Genomic DNA, 16,739 nt, shown 5'->3' with positions numbered 1-16,739 from the left:
CCCGGTTTATCGACAGGGCAAACTTTGGTATGATAATTTCTGTTAAGCACCTAAAAAGAGGTTTTATTATTTTAAGATGCGGAATCGTTATCGGTTTAATATAAAGGGCGATTTATTAAGAGCCACAAAGGGAAAAATTATTTTCGGTTTTCTGATGGCGATTTTAGCACTAATTGCTGCCTGGGGAGTAAGTAAACTTGTATTTGATGAGATTATTGAAACTGTAGACCAAGTTTCCAAGCCCGATAGTAAATTAGTTTTGGTAAACCGTATCTTCAACAGTGTATCCAGACTGGACCAAAAGCAAAAGTATTTAGCCATTGAAAAAGATGGCGACAATGCCTTTATCAGCGAAACAAGAGCAATAAAACTGAGTTTGGATACTTTAAGGAGATTATATGCAAGGGATAGTGCACAGCTACAACGTATAAAATCTATTGAAAAACTATTGGGTAAAAGAGACCAGCAGTTTATACTTTATTTAACCGTTAGAGATAGCTTGCTCAATACCAATTCTTTTTCTAAAGAAATTGAAAAATTAAACTCAATTTTTGCAGAAAGAGCCTTCCTTTCTGATAGCGCCATTTACACTACCGAAAGTAAAACTTCAACTACTACATTAAAAGACGACGGAAAATCGGGCTTTTTCAATAAAATATTTGGTAAAAGAAAATCAGATTCGTACAAAGTTGTTAGCGAAGAATTAAAGATAAAAAAAGACACCCTGGATCAATTTGTTGAGGATAGTATTTTACGGAATATGGAAAGCTCGCTCAACAAAATTAAAAATAAGCAAAAGCTAAAGAGCAATAAATTTATAGCAAAAGAACGTAGCCTTGCCAATGCATCTAATACGCTTACGCAGCAAATGCTTCAGGTTTTGGAAGAAGTACGCAACGAAGCATTAATGCAGGTAACTAAAAAAGGTATTACTGCCAGAACTATAGTAAATAAAGGGATTAACCAAATCACTATTATTTTGATTGTGTTTTTTATACTGACGGTTTTTTTGAGTTATTTTATTTTAAGAGATATTGGCAAAAGCAATCGATATAGACAAGCATTAGAGAAAGCTAAAGAGCTTGCGGATTATAATGCCAGAGCTAAGCAGCGTTTTTTATCAAACATGAGTCACGAAATCCGCACTCCTTTACAGTCAATAGTTGGTTATTCGGAAATTATTCAAAAAACAGCTGAACCAGATAAAAAAGCAGTGGACGCCATCCATTTTTCTGCTACTCACCTACTGTATATTATTAACGAGATATTAGATTATAGCAGAATTGCGTCGGGGAAATTTAATCTTAAAAGCGAAGTATTTGACCCCGAGGATTTAATTAACGAGGTGTTGCTTATCTTAAAGCCTCTTGCTTTAGAAAAAAACTTAGCTTTAATAGCAGAAGTTAACCTCAACAAGCAACTATGGCTCAAAGGCGATGCTTTTAGGCTCAAACAGATTTTATACAACCTTTTGGGAAATGCCATCAAGTTTACCAATGCTGGGAGTGTAAAACTATCTGTTGATGTTGTGAAAACTTTAGAAAAAGCAGTGTTGAATTTAAAAATTATTGATACAGGAATTGGTATCAACGAAGTTAATTTAGCCAGTATTTTTGAGGAGTTTGATAACGGAAACCATACCGAAAACTTAAATTTTAACAGTACCGGTTTAGGTTTAAGTATTGTGAAACAATTGGTTGATTTGCATGATGGCGAAATAACTGTAGAAAGTAAACTTGGACAAGGTTCTACTTTTGAGCTTCGGCTTAATTATGAAGCTGTTGCAATGGACAACGTTAAGCTTATTAGCCCACCAATAGCATCGATAAAGAAATATACCAACAAAAAGGTTTGGATTGTTGACGATGATCAGTTGATTTTAGATTTATGCGGTCTAATATTAACGCAGAACCATGTTGTTTATCAAACCTTTAACAAACCTAAAGATTTGTTGGAAAATCCATTACCGCCCGATTTAGGTTATGTTTTAATGGATATGCGAATGCCCGAAATAGATGGCTTGGCTCTTTTTAAACTCGTTAAAGAAAAAGTACCTAGCAATGTTAAGTTTTATGCTATTACAGCCCAAGTTCTGCCTGCGGAGCAACAACAAATATTAAACACGGGTTTTAATGGTATTATTAACAAACCGTTTACTTCAGAAAACCTGTTAAACATTCTGATAGACTGCACTGCCGAGTTTGAAAACTTCAATACCGAAAGCCTTAGAAAAATGACCTTTGGAGATCAAAATCAATTGATAAAAATACTAAAACGTTTTGTAGAAGACTCTTCGAGCGATATTGAATTATTACAAGCGGAAATCATCAACCGCGACTTTAATCTTTGTAGGTTGATTGTACACCGATTAGCTGGCAGAACGGGACAAATTGGTTATAAAGGGCTGGCTCATCAATTCAGAAAAACCGAGCAAATGCTGCAGAACGAACAATCTTTTACAGAAGATTTAATTGCAATAATTACAGAACAGGTACAGCAATTAAAACAGTTTACAGATTATCTGAAAGAAAACAATTATTCGATCTGATAGCGTTCCATTTTAGCGTAAAGCGTTTTTCTATCGATATTCAGCAATTTGGCCGTTTTAGATTTGTTGTATTTTGTCTTTTTTAAAGTTTCCTCAATCAGTGCCTTTTCGTTCACTTCATTTATCGCCTTTAAATCAGACCCGGAAGCAATAATTGAGGGTTCATTAACAGCAAACACCATTTCATCTGGTAGCGCCTCAATTTCTGCAGTTTCTGTGGGGCTTAGTAAAACCATTCTTTTAATTACGTTAGAAAGTTCACGTAAATTACCTGGCCATTCATAATCAAACAAAACCTTTTTTACTTCCTTAGATAAGTGTTTCACACTCCTATCCAACTCTTTGTTAGATTGTTGTATAAAATAATTGATAAAAAGCTTTAGGTCATCACCACGCTCGCGTAAGGCGGGCAATTGTATTTTAAACTGGTTTAAGCGGTGGTATAAATCATCTCTAAAATCTCCGTTAATGATACTATTCTGCAAATCGTCGTTGGTAGCCGTAATAATCCGTACATCAATTTCGATTGTTTTAATAGCGCCTAAAGGCTGTATAATGCGTTCCTGCAAAGCCCTAAGTAGTTTTACTTGTACTTCATAGCTTAAGTTTCCAACTTCATCTAAAAATAAAGTTCCGCCTTTCGCAAGTTCAAACTGTCCTTTCTTATCCGCCAAAGCCCCTGTAAACGCACCTTTTACATGTCCGAATAACTCGCTAATGGCTAAGTCTTTAGATAACGAACCGCAATCAATCGCTATAAATGGTTTATCTTTTCTTTTGCTTTGCAGATGAAGCAATCGGGCGATGTGTTCTTTTCCTGTTCCGCTTTCGCCTTGAATAATTACCGACATCTCTGTTGGTGCTACCAAATCCAAATGCTGGTAAATCTTTTTGGAGGCCTCACTTTCTCCTTTAATATAATCTTTCTCAATTGAAGGATTTTTTTGTCGTTCCTTCTGTGCTAAAGCATTCTTTATCGTCAATAATAATTCATCAGGGTTTACGGGTTTTAAAATATAATCAAAAGCGCCCAGTTGAATTGATTTTACAGCGGTTTTAACATCGTTAAAGCTCGTCATCATAATTACAGGAACGTTTATGGCATTTTCCCGCAAATACTTCAAAACCTCTAAACCTGTACCGTCTGGCAGTCTGTAATCAACTAATACCAACTGAAAATTATTTTGAGCTAAAACTTTAAGCGCAGGTTGGACTTTAGCCTGGCAAGTAACTGCATAGTTATGCTTGGCTAAAAATCCTTCCAAAAGTTCCGAAAACGAAGTATCGTCTTCAATAATTAAAGTTTTGAGCATATTACAAACATAAAAAAAGCCAGATAAAATCTGGCTTTTCGCACACTAATAAAGAAATTTTAAGGTTAATCTTTACTGTATTTTCTGATTAAGAAGCTGGAGTTCCGTCTGCATTGATTTTTACAGATCCTTTTTCTTCTTCTTTAGTAACATTGATCTGATAATATTCTTTTCCGTTTTCTTTCACTAAAAATGCTTCGGTAGCAGTCCAAGCTTTATAAGCATCCGATGTTAAGGTTGTTTTTACCGCATCTGGTAATGCTGTTAGTTCAACTTTTGTTGATGAACTATCTTGCGCTGGAGCTTCTGTTGCTTGTGCCGGAGCTTCGCTATTTGTTGGCTCGCTGTTTTGTGCAAATGCTACTGTTGATAACGCAGCTATGGCTGCTGATAAAATGAACTTTTTCATGATATGTGTTTTTAAATTAATAGATATTAAGTAAATTGATTTTTGATTTAATTGTTAAGAAGCTGGAGTTCCGTCTACATTAATTTTTACAGATCCCTTTTCTTCTTCTTTAGTAACATTGATCTGGTAATATTCTTTACCATTTTCTTTTACTAGGTAAGCTTCAGTAGCTGTCCATGCTTTGTAGGCATCAGATGTTAAGGTTGTTTTTACCGCTTCTGGCAGTGCGGTTAATTCAACTTTTGTTGATGTTGTACTATCTTGTGCCGCGGTTGCTGTTGCCTGTTCTGGAGCTTGTGTTTCATTGGTTTGAGCAAATGCTACAGTTGTTAAGGCTATTATTGCTGCTGATAAAATGAACTTTTTCATAATGATGTGCTTTTAATTTTAAATTATTTATTGAATTATATTATCCCTATTAAGGATAACAGTGCCAAACCGAGAGCAAAAACACATTCATTTATAAATCAGCTGGTTAATGATTTTTCATTTATTTCCAATTGTGGAGTTTCTCCACACAATGCCCATTAGTTAAACAATTATTATATTTGAGTTCCCTAAACATATCTACTAGGAAAATGCAGAGAATAAACTATCAAACACTATTTGTTGAATTAGAACGAGTTTTATTAAATCGTGGTTTTGCCAAAGACAAGGCAAAAGCTTGCGCCGAAATTTTCACTAATAACAGTAGAGATGGGGTTTATTCGCATGGTTTAAACAGATTCCCTGTATTTGTAAATTATATTGATGATGGTTTTATTAATATTGATGCCCAGCCGACCTTGGTAAATAGCTTTGGCGTAATTGAACAGTGGGATGGAAATTTAGGCCCAGGAGTTTTAAACGCTCAATTTTGCATGCAAAGAGCTATTGAGCTGGCAAAAAAGAACGGTATGGGTTGCGTTGCTTTAAAAAACACCAATCACTGGATGCGTGGTGGTGCTTACGGCTGGCAAGCGGCAGAAGCAAACTGTATCGGCATTAATTTCACAAATACCATCGGTATTATGCCTCCTTGGGGTTCTGATGTTGCTACTATCGGAAACAATCCTTTAATTATTGCGGTGCCACATAAAAACGGACATATCGTTTTGGATATGGCTATGGCGCAGTTTTCTTATGGAAAATTACAGGAATATGAATTAAAGGGCAATGAACTTCCGTTTTATGGCGGCTATGACACCGAAGGGAACCTAACTAAAAATCCAAAAAGTATTAGAGAAACCAAACGCCCGTTACCCGCCGGTATGTGGAAAGGATCTGGTTTAGCAATCATGTTAGATTTGTTAGCTAGTATTTTAAGTGGCGGAAAAACTACAGCCGCAATAACGGAAAGCGGAAAAGAAAAAAACATTTCTCAGGTTTATATATGTTTAGATATGAATTTGTACCCGAATGCGGGAAATATAGCAGATGAAATACTAACGTACACTAAGCAACATAAACAAGGGGTTAGGTATCCGGGAGAGCAGACTTTGAAAGTTAGAGAAGAAAATATGCTTCAAGGAATTCCGGTTGACGAAACCATGTGGAGAAAAGTAAAAAGTCTTTAAAAAGGTTGTTTTTCAGTTAAATACTTCCAATATCGTTTTGGCACATGCTGAATATGCAATCGCGTATTTTTGCGGGCTTTAATATTTGTTTTATCAAAATAAGTACGCCACAGGTTTTGATATAAATCTTCATCGTTACCCAGCATTTCTAAATCTTTGGTTTTATCACTAAAGTCCATCTCAACAGTTTCTACTGTTTGGAGATTATAAAACAGGCCATATTGTCTTTTTTGATCAAAAATCAACCATTTTTGATCCTGATAGCGTTGTGCAAAATGCTTAGCAATAATTGGCATTACATTAAAATCAGGTTCTATTTCTGCAAAGTAAATCTGGTCGGTAATTAGCCTAAAGCGTACAAAAGCTTCCATACGATGCTTTTCTCTGCCTACCTGCTTGGTGTATCTTTCTAGCTTCAGCACAGATTGGTTTGTCATATTACTTAAAACCTTCTTTTCGGGATTTGCTATAGCATATTTAATTACCTCTAAAATTGGTCGCTCACAATGCTCATCTTCTGTTAAAAGACTATAAATAATTTGATGAATTCCCTTTTCACCCAATAGCATTTTTAGTTTTTTAAATACCCGTTCAGCTTTTTTAGGGTCCGTAATTACACGGTGCAAACCATAAAAAAGTGCAGGCTTTTCTAGCGCTTCCTTCCTGATTTCGGCTTTTTCTATTTTGTACTCATACACTTCGAAAACAGCAGTGAAAAAACCATCTAAACTATGGTCATAAGTTAAAAGTGTAATCATTAAAAAAGGCTTAATTGTGCCGAATAATGTGTCTGATATTTGCTTTTTACCGTTCCTAGGATAATATCTTTTAAATTATGTTGCTGCAATAAATTGGTCTTGATGAATGAATTTGCAAAGCTGATGAAGTGCTGTGCCCGGTTTACAGCTACCCCCATTTTCTGTAAATGCTGTAAATTAAGCTTAGTAAACTTCCGTCCTTCCACAATTTTCCACGCCGACTTCACTCCTACTCCAGGAATTCTTAATATGGCATGGAAATCCGCAGTTTGTATATTAAGCGGAAAAAAATCAAGGTTTCTCAAGGCCCAGCCCAGTTTTGGATCTACGTCCAGTTCCAAAAATGGTTTTTTAACATCTAGGATCTCATCTGCTCTAAAGCCGTAAAATCGCATCAACCAATCTGCTTGGTAAAGCCTGTTTTCTCTAAGCATTGGCACTTGAGATTGTAAAGATGGTAAACGAGCATCCTGCGAAACAGGAATATAGCCCGAATAATAAACCCTTTTTAAATTAAAATCTTTATAAAAATCGTTAGCCGTGTGAATAATTTGTAAATCAGTTTCTGGTGTAGCCCCGATAATCATCTGTGTACTCTGTCCGCCGGGGGCAAACTTTGGTGATTTTTTAAAACGCCTCTTTTCATCCTGATATAGAATGATTTCGTTTTTCACAAAGGTCATCGGATTAATCATATCCTGCCTGTTTTTATCCGGAGCAAGTAACTTTAAGCCTTCAACGGTCGGTAGTTCTAAGTTAACACTCAGTCGGTCTGCATATAAACCGGCTTCTTTCATCAGCTCGTCTGTTGCACCCGGGATACTTTTTAGGTGAATATAACCGTTGAAATTTTGCTCTAATCGCAGTTTTTTGGCTACAGCTACCAAACGCTCCATCGTGGTATTGGCATCTTTAAAAATCCCCGAACTCAAAAACAAGCCTTCAATATAATTACGGCGGTAAAAATTAATGGTGAGGTCAACAACTTCTTGCACAGTAAAAGCCGCTCTTTTAATATCATTGCTTTTTCTAGTTACACAATAAGCACAATCGTAAATACAAACGTTGGTCAACAGAATTTTCAAGAGCGAAACACAACGGCCGTCTTCTGTATAGGAATGGCAAATGCCCATCCCGCTTGCATCACCAAGGCCTTTGTTTTTATTTTTACGGTTGCTTCCGCTTGACGAACAGGAAACATCGTACTTTGCGGCATCGGCCAAAATAGAGAGCTTCTCATTTATTCTTTCAAAATTCATCAAACAAAATTACTAAAATAATTAGCTAATTAAAACTAAATAAATTAGTAAAAATAAATTGAAGCCTAATTTATGGATTATAAAAAAAGCCTGAAATTTTACTTTCAGGCTCTTATCAAACACTCAAAAAAAAAACTTACTTAATTTCAATTTGTCTTGTTAAAACTTTGGCTTCTTCTTTTTTAGGGATGTTCACTTGCAAAACACCACTTTCATAAGTCGCTTCAATTTTACCATAATCCACTAATTCGGGTAAGTTAAAAGATCTAGAAAAAGCGTGGTAACTAAACTCTCGTTTATTGAACTTTTTACCATCTTCTTTAACCTCATTATTCACCTCGGCAGAAATAGTTAAAACATCTTTTTCTAAAGCTATTTTAAAATCTTCTTTCTTTAAACCAGGTGCTGCCAAGTCTAACGTGTAAGCATGTTCAGTTTCGGAAACGTTTACCGCAGGTACTTGGTGCGATGGTTTGTGAGCTGGATATCCATCGTTAAAAAACGAATCAAACAGTTCATTAAAAGTTGAGTAGCCGTTTGCTCTCTTTTGGTCGTTAAATTTCACTAAAGTCATTTTTATATCCTCCTATTTGTTAATTTTACTTGATATTTGCTATTGAACAAGGAGAATACCAATACATAAAAAGGATGTTTTAGATGACTTTATGTCTTGATTTATAAAAAAATAACGACAAAATTTCCGATTTATGGATTTAAATGATATAATTAAGCATTACAAGTATAAAGTTGAGATTCCGATTAGATTTTCGGATATGGATATGTTTGGGCATGCAAACAATGCTGTTTACCTTACTTATTTCGAACAGGCCCGCTCGAATTATTGGCGAGAAATCATCAATTGGGACTGGAAAAAAACAGGAATTATTGTAGCAAAAGCCCAGGTAGATTATGTACGTCCAATTGTGTTGGAAGAAAAGATTTTTGCTTACGTAAAAACTAGTCGCTTGGGAAACAGCAGTTGGGATATTGAATATATTTTGGTTTGCGAAAAAGAAGATGGCTCACTTTCTTTACGAACGATGGGTAAAACCGTACAGGTTGCAATTAATTACGAAACCAACAAGCCAACCCCAATTCCAAAAAATGAACGTGATTTAATGAAAAATTACGACAATATCTGGCTTAACGAGGTTTAGGCTAGTTGGTTTTTAGTTAAGTGGTTAGTTTTAATAGCTACTTAAAAGTATAATCCAATCCGGCAATAATAGCAGATCCATTAGATTGTACTACTGCCGATTGTTCTTTTTTTACAACTCCACCAATAAAAATTTTGGTGGTAATTGTTTTACCTGGAGTTGCGCCGATTACGGCCGAATTGATTATTACTTTCGCAATTCCCGCTTGTACCACAATTTCTTTTGACCAAGGTAAAGCGGTTGGTGCTTCGTTTGCTCCAGAACCAGAACCGGTAATATACGTAGCATCAAAAGTACCTGTTGCATTTCCGGTTATTTCGTACTTCACATTCCGGCTGTCACTATTTGAATCATCATCTTTACTGCAGGAATTTAGGGTGCTTAAACCAACGGTACAGAATAAGGCTAATTTTACAATTGAATTTTTCATAGGTGTTTATTTTATGTTAATAAGTGAAAATTTTAAATCTAAAACTTGAAAGCCACCCCTAACCTTGCATTGGTAGAGCCAATGTCTCCCAGTTCTAAAAAACCACCAATTTTGTCAGTGAAATAATATTTGCCACCAATGTGAACACCGATAAAAAGGCCACTTCCATACTTGCTACTTAAAGAGCCACTGAAATCGTCTTTCCAAGAAAATATACGATATCCAACGGACGGACCGCCATATAGATCTATTTTTTGACTTGAAATTTTTAATAAATTATTGAAATAATAAGAACCTCTCAGCGCTAGATAAATTGCGGTGAATTTCAAATCTGTTCCGCTCGAACTAAAATCTGTAGCCAGATAATCGAAATTTGCACCTACACTGATGTTTTCATGAATGCCCTTTTCAAACGACACTCCAAAAGGAACACCGCTGTCATAAAAGGAGTTAATACCAATCCCAATATTTAATAAGTTATCAGTTTTGTTAAACCCTCCATTTTGGGCTTGAACGTTGAATGCGAAAAATAGTAATACAAGTGAAATTTTTAATTGTTTTTTCATTGGATATTTTAATTATTGTTTTGAGGTTGAAATTATGGTGTGTCGATGTTTAATTAACAGATACAAAGCTATGTTCTGAAATATAGAAATCCATTAACTTAAGTTAAGAAATGAGCTGGTAACGAGTTAAACACCATAAACTTGATGAACTTGTGTTAAGAAATAAAGCAGCTATTAAAAAAGCCTAATCCCAGCTTCAAATCCTATCCATCCTTTTACCTTGTTGCTATAACTGTGGTAAGCTAAACCCCTGTTTAATATTGGATAGCTGTAGTTTTTAAACTTATTGGTTTGGTTGGTAAAATAAACGTTATAATAAGGGCCAGCAAACAGCGCTAAACCTTTAATTAACTGTAATTGTACATTAGTTCCTGCCTTAACTAATGAACTGCTATGCTTCCATGAACCTAAATAAAGCTGATCATAACTCATCTGCGCACCTATTGCCAACTTTTTGCTCAATACAAAATCATGGCCCATGGCTACTCCAAAACTAAAAACTTTTGCCGTATCAGATAGGTTGTACCCAGCCCTAATTGCAGTATATAGTTTTGCATTTCCCGTAATTAAAGCAAGATTAACGTTGGTAACCTCATTGCTTGAAATTGCTAATTTGTGATAGCCGTTTTTAGATAAATTCAGCAATCCCAAACTTACTCCTTCTAATGTGTCAGCAATATTCACTAAACCCATCTGAAAGCCCTTTAACTTCTTTGTATAATTTACAATTCCAGCCAATTGACCACCTTTTAAACTATCCACAGATACATTGTAGATTCCTGCCATTTGCCAGCCATTTACTGGTTTAATAGTGGTATTGCCAATTCCTGCAAATTGAGCTCCTTTTAATCCTTTAACACTTACATTAACAATACCTGCCAGTTGCGTCCCTTTGACTTGTTTACCACTTAAATTTGCGATACCTGCCATCTGTGTCCCATTCAGCGTCCCTTTATTGGCATTCACAATACCTGCCATTTGCACTCCCGAAAAATTAGATTTTACCGCATTAAATATGCCCGCTCCTTGAAAAGCCTGAACGCTATCTAACACCACATTTCCAATACCGGCCAATTGCACACCATCAACCGTCCCTCCTACCGTATTGATTAAGCCAGCTCCCTGAAAATTCTTTACATTATATTTATTCACGTTAAACAACCCGGCCAATTCTACCCCGTTAACTCCGGCAGAATATCCTGCCAAAGCATTTAAAGAAACCGTATTCACCATTTGTGAGTTGTAAAAACCATGCGTACTTAAACCCGGAATAAAAGAAACCTGAACCGGGCTTTGACTAAAAAAACCGGCTAAGTTTATATTTTGCACTCTTTGCCTAGAGGAAACAAATACTTTTCCGAAATAAGTAGCGATAACTCCGTTGCCCGGCTGAAAGCCATATTGGGCTGAGTCGTTTCTGCCGACTGTTACTGCAGGTAACATGGTAACTGTAATTTCTTTATACTGATCCTTAGTTACGGTTAACCTAATGGCTTGGTTATTTGTTTTTATTTTGAGCTTAAAATAACCTTGATGATCCGTTAGTGTGCTTTTTAACAATTGCTTATCATATACACTGGCATCTTTTATTTTAAGCCCATTTGCATTGTCAATAATATAACCCGAAACCACGTATTTACGACCTAGTGGTTCTGATTTTTCTGGAATTAACGATAAACTATTGGGACAGGGCCTTAAAACCACATAATTAGAAGCCTCTTTATATTCGAAATTTCCGTTTAGTAAGGAGTCTAAAATATCTTGTACCATCATATTATATGCTTTTAAGCTTACCAAGCTGTCTTTTGGTAAAATGCTGGTGTTGTATGAGAAAGTAAATTCGCCCTTTTTACTGAGTTCTTGTAAAACGTTTTGTAAATGTTCGTTTTGCGCATTGATAGTGATACGTTTTGCTAAATTATTTTGGGCATAAGTGGCTGGAGTAACGCTATAAATTGCTACTAATAATAATATATTTTTTAACATCTTCTTAAGGTTTAAGGTATTAGGCAGAAGGATTAAGGTTTGAACTGATTTTTTAGTTTATTTTATGATAATGAGATTGTTTTCCTTGACGATTTGAAGATGAAAAGTTTCTTCTAAAACCCTTAGGATTTGATCCAAAGATTCATTTTTAAAGGTGCTAGTGAGTTGTAGATTCTTTAATTCATCATTCTCAATCACAATTTTAACCGCGTACGCTTCGTTTAAAACCTCTACAACTCGCCATAAAGGTGTTCCGTTAGCTACAAAGGTTTTAGTGAAATAATAGTTATACAACTGGTCGGGAACTGGTTCTTTTTTTAGTTTTAAATTTTGATGATGTGCGGTGACTCTTTCCCCTGGTTGCAAGCTGATTTCGTCATTTTTCTGGTTCACCTTCACTGTTCCGGTAGCCACAATTACTTCCGTTTCTTCTGCTCCGCATTTCACATTAAAAGAAGTCCCCACTACCCTAACCGTAATGTCTTTGGTTTGGATGATAAAGGGTTTTTCTTTATTAGGAGTTACCGTAAAAAACGCTTCTCCCTTAGTGAGAAAAATTTCTCTTTTTTCTCCCTTAAACTGTTCCGGATACCTTAAAGTAGAATATTTATTAAGTTTAACTTCAGACCCATCTGGCAAAATAACGGTATCTGTTGCTGTGGCAGTTGTTATAGTCATCATTTCTGGGGTTTTGAAATGTTGGTAGCCAAACCAGCAACTTGTACTTACCAAAACCAATGAAGCGGCAATTTTAAGCCAATTGAATCTATTTATTTTTGATTGAACTGCTTTTCTTTCATCAGCTTTAGCTTTAAATTTTTCCCAAGCTAGGTCTTCATCTTCTAAATGTTGTGCGTCTAAGTTTTTGCTGGTATCCCAAATCAATTGCATTTCTTCAAAATACTTTTGATGTTTTGCATCAGCAGCTAGCCAATTCTTAATCTCTATATTTTCAGCCTCAGAGCTTTCTCCCAATAAAAATTTAATTATCTTTTCGTCTGTCATCTCCGTGGTTATTTTAATATAAAAATTGAGTTGATGAGGCCTATCATTACGGGTAAAAACTCCACCAATTTTAAGCGCATTAAGCGAAGCGCTTTCCCCATCTGGTTTTCTACCGTTTTAATGGATATACCCAATTCTGCTGCTATTTCGCGGTAACGCAATTCGTCAAAACGGCTCATCTGAAAAATAGTACGGCATTGTTGAGGCAATTTGTTCAATGCTTTTTGTAGCTGTTCCTCTAACTGTTTCATTTTGATGTGATTTTCGGCATTGTCGGTTTCATCTTTCATGCTGTACAAAGTGTGCTGTTGATGTGAACGCTTAACTTTTTCATGCCTTAACCAGTTTAAGCTTTCGTGGTAAACTGATTTATATAGGTAACTGCCGATGAGAGCATCTTGTGGTAATTTTTCTCTCTTCTCCCAAATTTTTAGAAAAACATTTTGTACCATTTCTTCGGCAATATCTAAATCGTTCAAAATAGTATATGCATAGTTTTGCAATGCCTTAAAATATTGCTTAAATACTTTCTCAAATACCAGCTCGTTACCAGTATTAATTTGATAGATTAGGTTTATTTCAGCTTTCAAAAATTTTGCTTTTAAGTTTCAAATATAATTTTTTACCTCCTAAAACTCTAAGCGATAGTTCAATACGGGAATAACACCTCCTAAATTGTTCTTTTTTAAATTTTTGGTATCTAAATCATAATAGTAACCCAGATTGTTTACCCGGTTTAACAGGTTCTGTGCATCAATAAAAAAAGTATGCGAAACTTTGGCTCTGTTTATTCGATAACTACTAGAAAAATCGACTCTAAAGTAAGGATCAGCGGTAAGCGTATTTACTTTCTTTTCGTCATTTACCTGTTCTTGTCGGGCTCTTGACGCTTCCAATAAAATTGGGGTGTACTTTCTTCCTCCGGTATAGATCACTTTTCCGTTTACACCAAAAATATTCTTTCCGTTTTTACCGGCCTGCCATTCTTTTCCTGCTACAAAATTACCCATGATATGGCTGTTAAAAGTGGTGTTGAATTCCTTTCCAGCTAAGTTTTTATACTTGGAGTCGAAAATTGAAGTGGTGATTAGGAAGTAATAACCTTTGTTTAGCGACCTTTCTAAAGTTAACTCTAAACCATAGTTTCTGCCGGTTCCTTGGTTTACCAAAGGGCTGTAATCTGTGGCGAAAATTGCACCTATGCTAGACGCATTTATCGTAGAGAAATTATAGTTTGGGTTGTTTGAAACCGGCACTTTATAAAGGTGTTGATAGTAAGTTTCTGCCTTAAATTTCAAAGTCTCGCCCAAAATCTTCTCGTAAGCCAGAACAACCTCGGCAGAACGTGTCGGTTTTAATTTTTTGGCGCTGTAGTAAGCTGATGATGTTAATTCATCATTTGCAAAATAATAGGCTAAAGGTTCTAATCGGCTGTAAGCCCCCACACCTAAAGAAATTTGCTGATCGGGTTTTACCCACCAATTTAAGCTTAAGCGTGGTTCAACGTAAAAATTACTGCTGTAGCTAAAGTAATTGGTATGCACACCTACGTTAAAACTCAATTGCTCGCTAACATTATGTTTCCACTGGCTATACGCATCTATTGAACTGGCATTGCCCTTTTTGTTTAATACCTCATTTAAAGCCTGTTTTTGGTAATTATATTCTAAACCTTTCAAATTATAATCCAAAAAAGAAGCTGTTACCCCGCTGCGGATGGTATTATTGGCGTTAGGGTTATAATTTAACTGACCACTATAACGGATTGCACCATTTTTATAATCGTTTCTGCTGTAAATATCGGTGTCATAATTTTGTCTAAGGGTGTCAACTTTATCCGTATTCTGGCTTTTTGAATAAACCACGGTGTTTTTTAAAAACATTTTATCGTTCAAGATTAATACATGTTTTAAACCTGCGTTTCCCGAATTAAAGGTGAATTTCTGATCGGCATAATCATTTCTTTCCTTCCATTTTGTATGGTCTCTTATTGCTTTATCCTCAACTTTGCTGTTCCCTCCTATTCCAAATAAAGAGAAAGTACCTACCTTTTTAGTTGGAAAAACAAAGTTGTAGGAAACATCTTGATAAATGGGGATGCCCACATCGGAAAGAGAAAGCCCTATCTTATCTAACAAAGCTAAAGAAGAGTAGCGGTAGCTGAATAAGTAAGAAGATTTTCCGCCTTTTTTAAATGGACCTTCTAATGATGTTGCTGCCCCAAGTACGCCTAGCATCAAAGAATATTCGCTTTTGTCGGTATTTCCTTTTCTAAACTGTAAATCAAATGCACCAGAAATGGTATTTCCAAACTCAGACGGAGTGCCTCCGGTATAAAAATCAGAAGTACCAATCACGTTCGAATTTATCATGCTGATGGCTCCTCCTGCGGCACCTTCATCTGCAAAATGATTGGGGTTGAAAATCTCTATGCCTTCTAATCGCCACAAAACAGACTTGGGGGCATTTCCCCTAATCACAATATTATTGTCATCTTCGGCAGCGGCAACTCCGGCGAAACTTTGCGCCATACGGGCAGGATCGAACAAAGCGGCAGCATATCTACTGGTTTCTTCCACAGAAAAAGACCGCGAACTAACACTAGCCATCGGGTTTAATGCACTTTTGTTTTTTGCACTGTAAACCACAACTTCGCTTAAACTGTTTAACTGTTCTTCCAATTCGATATTGATTTCTAAATCTTTTCCAGAACTCAGCAGCACTTCTGCTATTACCGTTTTTTGGTAGCCAATAATTGCAGCTTCTAAGTTGTGTCTTCCAACAGTTACATCCACAAAACGAAAGCGACCGTCGGCATCTGTAACGGTGTATTTAGGTGGATTTAAAGAATTAATGCTCACAGTAACACCAGGCAAGGGTAGTTTAGACTGTTTATCTGTGATGATTCCTTTGATGATGGTATGGTTTTGCGCAACAAGCTTTGACGCAAAGAATATCCAAAAAAATAATAAAAGTTTAAAATGTTTCATTTGTTATCAATGGTTTAAAAGATTTTTATCCTTCTTTTAATTGATAACACGCTTAGTTCATTTTACCCCTACCTTCAGTTCAATTTATTTTATTGATTTAAAAAAAAAGACCATTTACGCTTTGAAACAACATTTAACACATCTGACTTGCTGTCCAAGCTTCATATGTCATTTCAAATTTAATTTCCTTTTGTCCGTTTGTGCCAACTTTTGTCCACCCCGCTTTGCTGTAGAACTGCTCTGCCCGTGTGTCAAACTCTGTCCCTAACCAAACTGTGGCTTTAGTCTGTGTAAAATACCAATCTAACATCGTTTTATGTAATTGTTTTCCAATACCTTTTCCTTCAAATTTTGGATGTAAAAATAATGCCCAAATGTTATTTTCTTTTAAATCAACAATTGCAAAACCCACAATTTGACTATCAATTTCAGATACCCAGCCTTTTCCTTTTACTGTTATAAAGTTTTCGCAATCAACATCAGTTACCAAATTAGGATTAGATAATGTGTTTTGGTTAACAGAATTTCTTATGATTTGAATTTGCTTTATATCTTCTGTTTTAGCTTCTCTGATAACCATGGTTTAATTTGTTTATTTATTTTAAATCTTTTACAGTTTATAAGATACTTTGGAAATGGTTAGTTTATTGTTGGTCATTTTTTTCAATCCCAAGGGGGTTTTCGGGTTGGAAATTTGCCTAAATTTCAGCAGAAAGGTTTCAGAAAAATACTTCATTCACCATATCGCTAATCGATAAACTT

Annotated in this window: 16 protein-coding genes; 3 read left to right on the top strand and 13 right to left on the bottom strand. The window is 35.7% G+C overall.

The window, feature by feature from the left end; translation table 11 throughout:
- The first annotated feature begins 76 nt into the window (after positions 1–76).
- Positions 77–2,548, top strand: a complete 2,472-nt coding sequence (locus B176_RS0107435) for an ATP-binding protein (protein ID WP_017258166.1) — start codon at positions 77–79, stop codon at positions 2,546–2,548.
- On the opposite strand, the gene B176_RS0107430 is transcribed toward B176_RS0107435, so the two are convergent.
- The 3 genes from B176_RS0107430 to B176_RS0107420 all read right to left on the bottom strand — a co-directional run bounded on the left by B176_RS0107430 (position 2,536) and on the right by B176_RS0107420 (position 4,639).
- Positions 2,536–3,861, bottom strand: coding sequence for a sigma-54-dependent transcriptional regulator (locus B176_RS0107430; protein WP_017258165.1), 1,326 nt, complete (start codon positions 3,859–3,861; stop codon positions 2,536–2,538). The genes B176_RS0107435 and B176_RS0107430 overlap by 13 nt on opposite strands.
- 88 nt (positions 3,862–3,949) lie before the next feature.
- Positions 3,950–4,270, bottom strand: a complete 321-nt coding sequence (locus B176_RS0107425; protein WP_017258164.1) for a hypothetical protein — start codon at positions 4,268–4,270, stop codon at positions 3,950–3,952.
- A 54-nt stretch (positions 4,271–4,324) separates the two neighbouring features.
- Positions 4,325–4,639, bottom strand: a complete 315-nt coding sequence (locus B176_RS0107420; RefSeq protein WP_017258163.1) for a hypothetical protein — start codon at positions 4,637–4,639, stop codon at positions 4,325–4,327.
- 209 nt (positions 4,640–4,848) lie between these two features.
- Here B176_RS0107420 and yiaK point away from each other — a divergent pair, with 209 nt between their 5' ends.
- Positions 4,849–5,826 carry a 3-dehydro-L-gulonate 2-dehydrogenase gene (gene yiaK / locus B176_RS0107415; RefSeq protein ID WP_017258162.1) on the top strand — a complete coding sequence of 326 codons (978 nt, stop codon included), beginning with the start codon at positions 4,849–4,851 and terminating at the stop codon, positions 5,824–5,826.
- Here the strand turns inward: yiaK and B176_RS0107410 are convergent.
- The 3 genes from B176_RS0107410 to B176_RS0107400 form a co-directional block, all read right to left on the bottom strand.
- Positions 5,823–6,584: a TIGR03915 family putative DNA repair protein gene (locus tag B176_RS0107410; protein ID WP_017258161.1), complete on the bottom strand. Its 762-nt coding sequence runs from the start codon at positions 6,582–6,584 to the stop codon at positions 5,823–5,825. The two genes, yiaK and B176_RS0107410, sit on opposite strands and share 4 nt — an antisense overlap.
- Positions 6,584–7,843: a putative DNA modification/repair radical SAM protein gene (locus B176_RS0107405; protein ID WP_017258160.1), complete on the bottom strand. Its 1,260-nt coding sequence runs from the start codon at positions 7,841–7,843 to the stop codon at positions 6,584–6,586. The genes B176_RS0107410 and B176_RS0107405 overlap by 1 nt, the downstream gene beginning before the upstream one ends.
- A 136-nt stretch (positions 7,844–7,979) precedes the next feature.
- Complete coding sequence (locus B176_RS0107400) at positions 7,980–8,417, bottom strand: Hsp20/alpha crystallin family protein (RefSeq protein WP_017258159.1); 438 nt, start codon at positions 8,415–8,417, stop codon at positions 7,980–7,982.
- 133 nt (positions 8,418–8,550) lie between these two features.
- Here B176_RS0107400 and B176_RS0107395 point away from each other — a divergent pair, with 133 nt between their 5' ends.
- Entirely contained in the window at positions 8,551–9,000 is a 450-nt protein-coding gene (locus tag B176_RS0107395) for an acyl-CoA thioesterase (protein WP_017258158.1), read from the top strand.
- A 37-nt stretch (positions 9,001–9,037) separates the two neighbouring features.
- Here the strand turns inward: B176_RS0107395 and B176_RS0107390 are convergent, their stop codons facing one another.
- The 7 genes from B176_RS0107390 to B176_RS0107360 form a co-directional block, all read right to left on the bottom strand.
- The gene (locus tag B176_RS0107390; protein ID WP_017258157.1) at positions 9,038–9,430 is read right to left on the bottom strand and encodes an MmpS family transport accessory protein; all 393 of its coding nucleotides are present in this window, start codon (positions 9,428–9,430) and stop codon (positions 9,038–9,040) included.
- 38 nt (positions 9,431–9,468) lie between these two features.
- A complete protein-coding gene (locus B176_RS0107385; protein ID WP_017258156.1) occupies positions 9,469–9,996 on the bottom strand; it encodes a hypothetical protein in 528 nt (175 codons plus the stop codon).
- Between the two features lie 174 nt (positions 9,997–10,170).
- Positions 10,171–11,982 (bottom strand): peptidase associated/transthyretin-like domain-containing protein, encoded by a 1,812-nt coding sequence (locus tag B176_RS19175; RefSeq protein ID WP_017258155.1) that lies wholly within the window; start codon positions 11,980–11,982, stop codon positions 10,171–10,173.
- A gap of 57 nt (positions 11,983–12,039) precedes the next feature.
- Positions 12,040–12,987 (bottom strand): FecR family protein, encoded by a 948-nt coding sequence (locus tag B176_RS0107375; RefSeq protein WP_017258154.1) that lies wholly within the window; start codon positions 12,985–12,987, stop codon positions 12,040–12,042.
- Between the two features lie 8 nt (positions 12,988–12,995).
- Complete coding sequence (locus tag B176_RS0107370; RefSeq protein WP_017258153.1) at positions 12,996–13,577, bottom strand: RNA polymerase sigma-70 factor; 582 nt, start codon at positions 13,575–13,577, stop codon at positions 12,996–12,998.
- Between the two features lie 39 nt (positions 13,578–13,616).
- Positions 13,617–15,977 (bottom strand): TonB-dependent receptor, encoded by a 2,361-nt coding sequence (locus tag B176_RS0107365; protein WP_017258152.1) that lies wholly within the window; start codon positions 15,975–15,977, stop codon positions 13,617–13,619.
- Positions 15,978–16,110: 133 nt separating this feature from the next.
- Positions 16,111–16,557 carry a GNAT family N-acetyltransferase gene (locus B176_RS0107360; protein ID WP_017258151.1) on the bottom strand — a complete coding sequence of 149 codons (447 nt, stop codon included), beginning with the start codon at positions 16,555–16,557 and terminating at the stop codon, positions 16,111–16,113.
- Positions 16,558–16,739: the final 182 nt, after the last annotated feature.

It is taken from the genome of Pedobacter arcticus A12, assembly GCF_000302595.1.
Taxonomy (GTDB): domain Bacteria; phylum Bacteroidota; class Bacteroidia; order Sphingobacteriales; family Sphingobacteriaceae; genus Pseudopedobacter; species Pseudopedobacter arcticus.
Note: the sequence above shows the minus strand (reverse complement) of the source record. Positions and strands in the feature narration are given on the sequence as shown.

Coding starts and splice junctions, on each gene's coding strand:
- B176_RS0107435 (WP_017258166.1), top strand. CDS start 77: ATGCGGAATCGTTATCGGTTTAATATAAAGGGCGATTTATTAAGAGCC.
- B176_RS0107430 (WP_017258165.1), bottom strand. CDS start 3,861: ATGCTCAAAACTTTAATTATTGAAGACGATACTTCGTTTTCGGAACTT.
- B176_RS0107425 (WP_017258164.1), bottom strand. CDS start 4,270: ATGAAAAAGTTCATTTTATCAGCAGCCATAGCTGCGTTATCAACAGTA.
- B176_RS0107420 (WP_017258163.1), bottom strand. CDS start 4,639: ATGAAAAAGTTCATTTTATCAGCAGCAATAATAGCCTTAACAACTGTA.
- yiaK (WP_017258162.1), top strand. CDS start 4,849: ATGCAGAGAATAAACTATCAAACACTATTTGTTGAATTAGAACGAGTT.
- B176_RS0107410 (WP_017258161.1), bottom strand. CDS start 6,584: ATGATTACACTTTTAACTTATGACCATAGTTTAGATGGTTTTTTCACT.
- B176_RS0107405 (WP_017258160.1), bottom strand. CDS start 7,843: ATGAATTTTGAAAGAATAAATGAGAAGCTCTCTATTTTGGCCGATGCC.
- B176_RS0107400 (WP_017258159.1), bottom strand. CDS start 8,417: ATGACTTTAGTGAAATTTAACGACCAAAAGAGAGCAAACGGCTACTCA.
- B176_RS0107395 (WP_017258158.1), top strand. CDS start 8,551: ATGGATTTAAATGATATAATTAAGCATTACAAGTATAAAGTTGAGATT.
- B176_RS0107390 (WP_017258157.1), bottom strand. CDS start 9,430: ATGAAAAATTCAATTGTAAAATTAGCCTTATTCTGTACCGTTGGTTTA.
- B176_RS0107385 (WP_017258156.1), bottom strand. CDS start 9,996: ATGAAAAAACAATTAAAAATTTCACTTGTATTACTATTTTTCGCATTC.
- B176_RS19175 (WP_017258155.1), bottom strand. CDS start 11,982: ATGTTAAAAAATATATTATTATTAGTAGCAATTTATAGCGTTACTCCA.
- B176_RS0107375 (WP_017258154.1), bottom strand. CDS start 12,987: ATGACAGACGAAAAGATAATTAAATTTTTATTGGGAGAAAGCTCTGAG.
- B176_RS0107365 (WP_017258152.1), bottom strand. CDS start 15,977: ATGAAACATTTTAAACTTTTATTATTTTTTTGGATATTCTTTGCGTCA.
- B176_RS0107360 (WP_017258151.1), bottom strand. CDS start 16,557: ATGGTTATCAGAGAAGCTAAAACAGAAGATATAAAGCAAATTCAAATC.